The organism is Kitasatospora sp. NPDC091257, assembly GCF_044757675.1.
GTDB classification, from domain to species: domain Bacteria; phylum Actinomycetota; class Actinomycetes; order Streptomycetales; family Streptomycetaceae; genus Kitasatospora; species Kitasatospora lactacystinica.
Window position 1 is genome coordinate 1 of the sequence record NZ_JBIVVI010000475.1, and the last position, 6,377, is coordinate 6,377.

At 67.1% G+C, this 6,377-nt stretch carries 6 protein-coding genes; all 6 read left to right on the top strand.

What is annotated here, in order from left to right; genetic code table 11:
- Window positions 1–363 precede the first annotated feature (363 nt).
- Window positions 364–735 (top strand): 30S ribosomal protein S12, encoded by a 372-nt coding sequence (gene rpsL, locus ACIQOV_RS21940; protein ID WP_014144289.1) that lies wholly within the window; start codon window positions 364–366, stop codon window positions 733–735.
- 2 nt (window positions 736–737) lie between these two features.
- Window positions 738–1,208, top strand: a complete 471-nt coding sequence (gene rpsG, locus ACIQOV_RS21945; RefSeq protein ID WP_030055803.1) for a 30S ribosomal protein S7 — start codon at window positions 738–740, stop codon at window positions 1,206–1,208.
- A gap of 39 nt (window positions 1,209–1,247) precedes the next feature.
- Complete coding sequence (gene fusA / locus ACIQOV_RS21950; protein ID WP_359897523.1) at window positions 1,248–3,353, top strand: elongation factor G; 2,106 nt, start codon at window positions 1,248–1,250, stop codon at window positions 3,351–3,353.
- Between the two features lie 200 nt (window positions 3,354–3,553).
- Complete coding sequence (gene tuf, locus ACIQOV_RS21955; RefSeq protein ID WP_359897522.1) at window positions 3,554–4,747, top strand: elongation factor Tu; 1,194 nt, start codon at window positions 3,554–3,556, stop codon at window positions 4,745–4,747.
- A gap of 190 nt (window positions 4,748–4,937) precedes the next feature.
- Window positions 4,938–5,900, top strand: a complete 963-nt coding sequence (locus ACIQOV_RS21960) for a glycosyltransferase family 2 protein (RefSeq protein WP_380538542.1) — start codon at window positions 4,938–4,940, stop codon at window positions 5,898–5,900.
- Window positions 5,897–6,346, top strand: a complete 450-nt coding sequence (locus ACIQOV_RS21965) for a GtrA family protein (RefSeq protein ID WP_401050870.1) — start codon at window positions 5,897–5,899, stop codon at window positions 6,344–6,346. The genes ACIQOV_RS21960 and ACIQOV_RS21965 overlap by 4 nt, the downstream gene beginning before the upstream one ends.
- Window positions 6,347–6,377: the final 31 nt, after the last annotated feature.

Sequence of the window (6,377 nt, forward strand, 5' to 3'; positions counted from 1 at the left end):
GGGCTGCCCGGTTGTGGTAGGGAGCCCCGCCCCGGCCCGGTTCCCGGCCCGCTTTCGGTGCAAGCCCCGCGACCTGCGGCGTTGCATTTGTTTTGACCGAGCCCGATGCGCTAGGTACGCTCTGACCTTGTGCCTGGGGTGTCCCCGGGTCCTTGTGCGTGCATGCACACCGGTCGCCGCGCCGAGCCGGAGCGCTTCCCAGCGCGCCGCGCGTAGAGCGCCGTCGCTGTACAGCAGCCATGGGATTCCGTGTCGTAACAAGCCCAACACACCCGACCGCGTGGGTCGACCACGGGGCCGTGTGCGAGGGAGACATCGCAGGTTAGTTCCACCAAGCCTTGGCACACAGAAAACGGAGAAACGGTGCCTACGATCCAGCAGCTGGTCCGAAAGGGCCGGCAGGACAAGGTCGAGAAGAACAAGACTCCCGCGCTGAAGGGTTCCCCGCAGCGCCGTGGGGTCTGCACGCGTGTGTACACGACCACCCCGAAGAAGCCGAACTCGGCTCTCCGCAAGGTCGCCCGTGTGCGCCTCACCAGCGGGATCGAGGTCACCGCTTACATCCCGGGCGAGGGCCACAACCTGCAGGAGCACTCCATCGTGCTGGTGCGCGGTGGTCGTGTGAAGGACCTTCCTGGTGTCCGCTACAAGATCATCCGCGGTTCGCTCGACACCCAGGGTGTCAAGAACCGCAAGCAGGCCCGCAGCCGCTACGGCGCCAAGAAGGAGAAGTAAGAATGCCTCGTAAGGGCCCCGCCCCGAAGCGCCCGGTCATCATCGACCCGGTTTACGGCTCCCCGGTCGTCACCCAGCTGGTCAACAAGATCCTGCTGCACGGCAAGCGCTCCACCGCCGAGCGGATCGTCTACGGCGCCCTCGAGGGCGTCCGTGAGAAGACCGGCTCGGACCCGGTCGTCACGCTGAAGCGCGCGCTGGAGAACGTCAAGCCGGCTCTCGAGGTCAAGTCCCGCCGTGTCGGTGGCGCGACCTACCAGGTTCCGGTCGAGGTCCGTCCGGGCCGCGCCAGCACCCTGGCGCTGCGCTGGATGGTCGGTTACTCCCGCGCCCGTCGCGAGAAGACCATGACCGAGCGCCTGATGAACGAGATCCTCGACGCCAGCAACGGCCTGGGCGCTTCCGTGAAGCGTCGTGAGGACACCCACAAGATGGCCGAGTCCAACAAGGCCTTCGCGCACTACCGCTGGTAGTCCCTACCCCGTCACTAGACAGAGAGAGAACGAGCCACCATGGCTGCAACCTCCCTTGACCTCGCCAGGGTCCGCAACATCGGGATCATGGCGCACATCGACGCGGGCAAGACCACCACCACCGAGCGGATCCTGTTCTACACCGGTGTCTCGTACAAGATCGGTGAGGTCCACGATGGCGCTGCCACCATGGACTGGATGGAGCAGGAGCAGGAGCGCGGCATCACGATCACGTCGGCCGCGACGACCTGTCACTGGACCGTTGACGACGTCGACAACACCATCAACATCATCGACACCCCGGGCCACGTCGACTTCACCGTCGAGGTGGAGCGTTCGCTGCGCGTCCTCGACGGTGCCGTGACGGTGTTCGACGGTGTCGCCGGTGTCGAGCCCCAGTCCGAGACCGTGTGGCGGCAGGCTGACCGCTACGGCGTCCCGCGCATCTGCTTCATCAACAAGCTGGACCGCACGGGCGCGAACTTCTTCTTCTGCGTCAAGACCATCGTGGACCGCCTCGGCGCCACCCCGCTGGTCATGCAGCTGCCGATCGGTGCCGAGTCGGACTTCCAGGGCGTTGTCGACCTGGTCCGCATGAAGGCGCTGGTCTGGTCCGCCGAGGCCGCCAAGGGCGAGATGTACGACGTCGTCGACATCCCGGCCGACCTGCAGGAGCAGGCCGAGGAGTACCGCGAGGCGCTCATCGACACGGTCTCGAACGTCAGCGACGAGATCATGGAGCTCGCCCTGGAGGGCGAGGAGATCCCGGTCGAGCTGCTGCAGGACGCGATCCGCAAGGGCACCCTGAACTCGGACTTCACCCCGATCTTCTGCGGTACCGCCTTCAAGAACAAGGGCGTTCAGCCCCTGCTCGACGCGGTCGTCAAGTACCTGCCGTCGCCGCTGGACATCGAGTCCATCGAGGGCACCAAGCCCGGTGACGACACGGTCAAGATCTCCCGCAAGGCCTCGGACGACGAGCCGCTCGCCGCGCTCGCGTTCAAGATCATGTCGGACCCGCACCTCGGCAAGCTCACCTTCGTCCGGGTCTACTCGGGCCGCCTGGAGTCCGGCACCTCGGTGCTGAACGCCGTCAAGGGCAAGAAGGAGCGCATCGGCAAGATCTACCGCATGCACGCGAACAAGCGTGAGGAGATCGACTCGGTGGGCGCCGGCGACATCATCGCCGTCATGGGCCTGAAGCAGACCACCACCGGTGAGACGCTGTCCGACGAGAAGAACCCGGTCATCCTGGAGTCCATGGACTTCCCGGCCCCGGTCATCCGCGTCGCGATCGAGCCCAAGTCCAAGGGTGACCAGGAGAAGCTGGGCGTTGCCATCCAGCGTCTCGCCGAGGAGGACCCGTCCTTCCAGGTCAACACGGACGAGGAGACCGGCCAGACCATCATCGCGGGTATGGGCGAGCTGCACCTCGAGGTGCTGGTCGACCGTATGCGCCGTGAGTTCAAGGTCGAGGCCAACGTCGGCAAGCCGCAGGTCGCGTACCGCGAGACCATCCGCCAGGCGGTCGAGCGCATCGACTACACCCACAAGAAGCAGACCGGTGGTTCCGGTCAGTTCGCCAAGGTGCAGATCGCGATCGAGCCGCTCGAGCAGGCCGAGGGCTACGAGTTCGTCAACAAGGTCACCGGTGGCCGCGTTCCGCGCGAGTACATCCCGTCGGTCGACGCCGGTTGCCAGGAGGCCATGGAGTTCGGCATCCTCGCCGGCTACCCGCTGCAGGGTGTCCGCGTGAGCCTGCTCGACGGTCAGGCGCACGACGTCGACTCCTCCGAGCTCGCGTTCAAGATCGCCGGTTCGATGGCGTTCAAGGAAGGCGCGCGGAAGGCCAAGCCGGTCCTCCTCGAGCCGATGATGGCCGTCGAGGTCACCACGCCCGAGGACTACATGGGCGACGTGATCGGCGACATCAACTCTCGCCGTGGCCAGATCCGGTCCATGGACGAGCGTCACGGTGCCCGCGTCGTCACGGCGCTGGTGCCCCTCTCCGAGATGTTCGGCTACGTCGGTGACCTGCGCAGCAAGACCTCTGGTCGCGCGAGCTACTCGATGCAGTTCGACTCGTACGCCGAGGTTCCGAAGAACGTGGCGGACGACATCATCGCCAAGGCCAAGGGCGAGTGACGTCCCGATAATCGGGACGATAGCGAAGCCTTAGGCTATTCGGAGGCAACCCGGGAGGATCCGGTCGGATCCTCCCGGGAGCCTCCGGCCCCCCCACCAGCGGGACGGCACGGGATGTCCTCCGGACAACCCGCACCAAAACCGATCAAAGACCAACTGGCGTCAGCACGGCGTACAGGAACTGTCCTCAGGAGGACTCAGTGGCGAAGGCGAAGTTCGAGCGGACGAAGCCCCACGTCAACATCGGCACCATCGGTCACATCGACCACGGTAAGACCACGCTGACCGCGGCCATCACCAAGGTGCTGCACGACGCGTACCCGGAGATCAACCCCTTCACGCCGTTCGACCAGATCGACAAGGCGCCGGAGGAGCGGCAGCGCGGTATCACCATCTCCATCGCGCACGTCGAGTACCAGACCGAGGCGCGCCACTACGCCCACGTCGACTGCCCGGGTCACGCCGACTACATCAAGAACATGATCACCGGTGCCGCCCAGATGGACGGCGCCATCCTCGTGGTCGCCGCCACCGACGGCCCGATGCCGCAGACCAAGGAGCACGTCCTCCTGGCCCGCCAGGTCGGCGTTCCGTACATCGTCGTCGCCCTGAACAAGGCCGACATGGTGGACGACGAGGAGATCCTGGAGCTCGTCGAGCTCGAGGTCCGCGAGCTGCTCTCCGAGTACGAGTTCCCGGGCGACGACCTGCCGGTCGTCCGCGTCTCCGCGCTGAAGGCGCTGGAGGGCGACAAGGAGTGGGGCGAGAAGCTCCTCGGCCTGATGCACGCGGTCGACGAGGCCATCCCGACCCCGGCCCGCGCCGTGGACCAGCCGTTCCTGATGCCGATCGAGGACGTCTTCACGATCACCGGTCGTGGCACCGTCGTCACCGGCCGTATCGAGCGTGGCATCCTCAAGGTCAACGAGACTGTCGACATCATCGGCATCAAGGAGACCAAGACCACCACCACGGTCACCGGCATCGAGATGTTCCGCAAGCTGCTCGACGAGGGCCAGGCCGGTGAGAACGTCGGTCTGCTGCTCCGTGGCATCAAGCGCGAGGACGTCGAGCGCGGCCAGGTCATCATCAAGCCGGGTTCGGTTACCCCGCACACCGACTTCGAGGCCCAGTCCTACATCCTGTCGAAGGACGAGGGTGGCCGCCACACCCCGTTCTTCAACAACTACCGCCCGCAGTTCTACTTCCGTACCACGGACGTGACCGGCGTCGTGACCCTCCCCGAGGGCACCGAGATGGTCATGCCGGGCGACAACACCGCCATGACGGTCGCGCTGATCCAGCCGATCGCCATGGAGGAGGGCCTGAAGTTCGCCATCCGTGAGGGTGGCCGCACCGTCGGCGCCGGCCAGGTCACCAAGATCATCAAGTAGTCTGACGGTCTGACCTGCCTGCCTCGTACAGGCTCAGTCCGAAGGGCCCCGCGCACCGCACGGTGCGCGGGGCCCTTCGGCGTCTCAGCAGCGGTTCACCGGAGCGCGCCGCCTTTCACCGGCCGCTCATCGCAGACTGTTAAGGTCGGGCGACATCCAGCCCGGCCGTCGTGGAAAGTGGGACCAACGCATGTCAACGGCACCGCTGTTGTCGGTCGTGATGCCTATCTACAACGAGCAGGAGGCGCTCCCGCTGACCGTCGAACGGCTGCGGCCGATCCTCGACGGGCTCGACGTGAGCTACGAGGTGGTCGGCGTCGACGACGGCAGCACCGATGTCACCCCGGTGCTGATGCAGAAGATCCGCCAGGACTGGCCGGAGTTCCGCATCGTCCGCTTCGCCCGCAACTCCGGGCACCAGGCCGCCCTCACCGCCGGCCTCCACCGCGCCTTCGGCGACTACGTGGTCTCCATCGACGCCGACCTCCAGGACCCGCCGGAGAAGATCCCCGAGATGCTGGCGCTCGCCCGCGAGCAGAACCTGGACATCGTCTACGGCGTGCGCGGCGACCGTGGCACCGACACCTTCTTCAAGCGGCACACCGCCGGCGGGTACTACCGGCTGATGCGCCGACTGGTCGGCAAGCGGATGCCCAACCAGGCCGGCGACTTCCGGCTGCTCAGCCGGGCGGCCGTGGACGCGCTCAAGGCGATGCCCGAGCACCAGCCGGTCTACCGGCTGCTGGTGCCCTGGCTGGGCTTCCCCAGCGGCGAGGTGGTCTACGTCCGCGAGGAGCGGATCGCGGGGAGCAGCCACTACCCGCTGTCCAAGATGGTCCGGCTCGCGTTCGACAGCGTCACCAACTTCTCCGCCGCCCCGCTGCGACTGGCCACCTGGCTCGGGCTGTTCAGCTTCCTGGTCTGCATCCTGCTGGCGCTCTACACCACGATCGCGTACGCCGTCGGCTCCACCGTGCCCGGCTGGTCCTCGCTGTTCATAGGGATGCTCTTCATCGGCGCCGTGCAGCTGGTCTGTGTCGGCCTGCTGGGCGAGTACGTCGGCCGGATCTACTCGGCGGTCCAGGCGCGGCCCGCGTACTTCGTCGGCTACGACTCGGCCGAGGAGCCGGACCGGTACGGTGCGGGCGCGTGAACGAGAGCCTCCCCACGGCCCGGGACGAGCGCGAGGAGCCCGCCGAGGCACCCCGGCCGGTCCGCCGGCTGCTGCCGTCCTTCCTGGTGATCGGGGTGCTGAGCACCGTCTTCTGCCTGGCGCTGTTCGTGCTGCTGCGGCTGGTGACCTCGCCGCAGGTGGCCAACCTGATCGCGCTGGCGGTCAGCGCGGTGGCCAACACCGCCGCCAACCGCCGCTTCACCTTCGGCATCACCGGCTCGGACGGCGCGGTGCGCCACCAACTGCAGGGCGCGGTCGCGTTCCTGATCGGGCTGGGCCTGTCCAGCGGCGCCCTGGCGCTGCTGGACGTGGCGGTGCCGCACGCCTCCCGGACGGTCGAGGTGGCCGGGCTGGTGGTGGCCAACGGCCTCGCCACGGTGGTCCGGTTCGTGCTGGCCAAGCTGTGGGTCTTCCGGACGCCCTGAGCCGGCGCGGGGGAGACGACGACGGAGGGGG

What these genes read in the sequence shown, in the direction of transcription:
- ACIQOV_RS21960 (WP_380538542.1), top strand. Translation starts at nt 4,938, where the DNA reads ATGTCAACGGCACCGCTGTTGTCGGTCGTGATGCCTATCTACAACGAG.
- rpsG (WP_030055803.1), top strand. Translation starts at nt 738, where the DNA reads ATGCCTCGTAAGGGCCCCGCCCCGAAGCGCCCGGTCATCATCGACCCG.
- fusA (WP_359897523.1), top strand. Translation starts at nt 1,248, where the DNA reads ATGGCTGCAACCTCCCTTGACCTCGCCAGGGTCCGCAACATCGGGATC.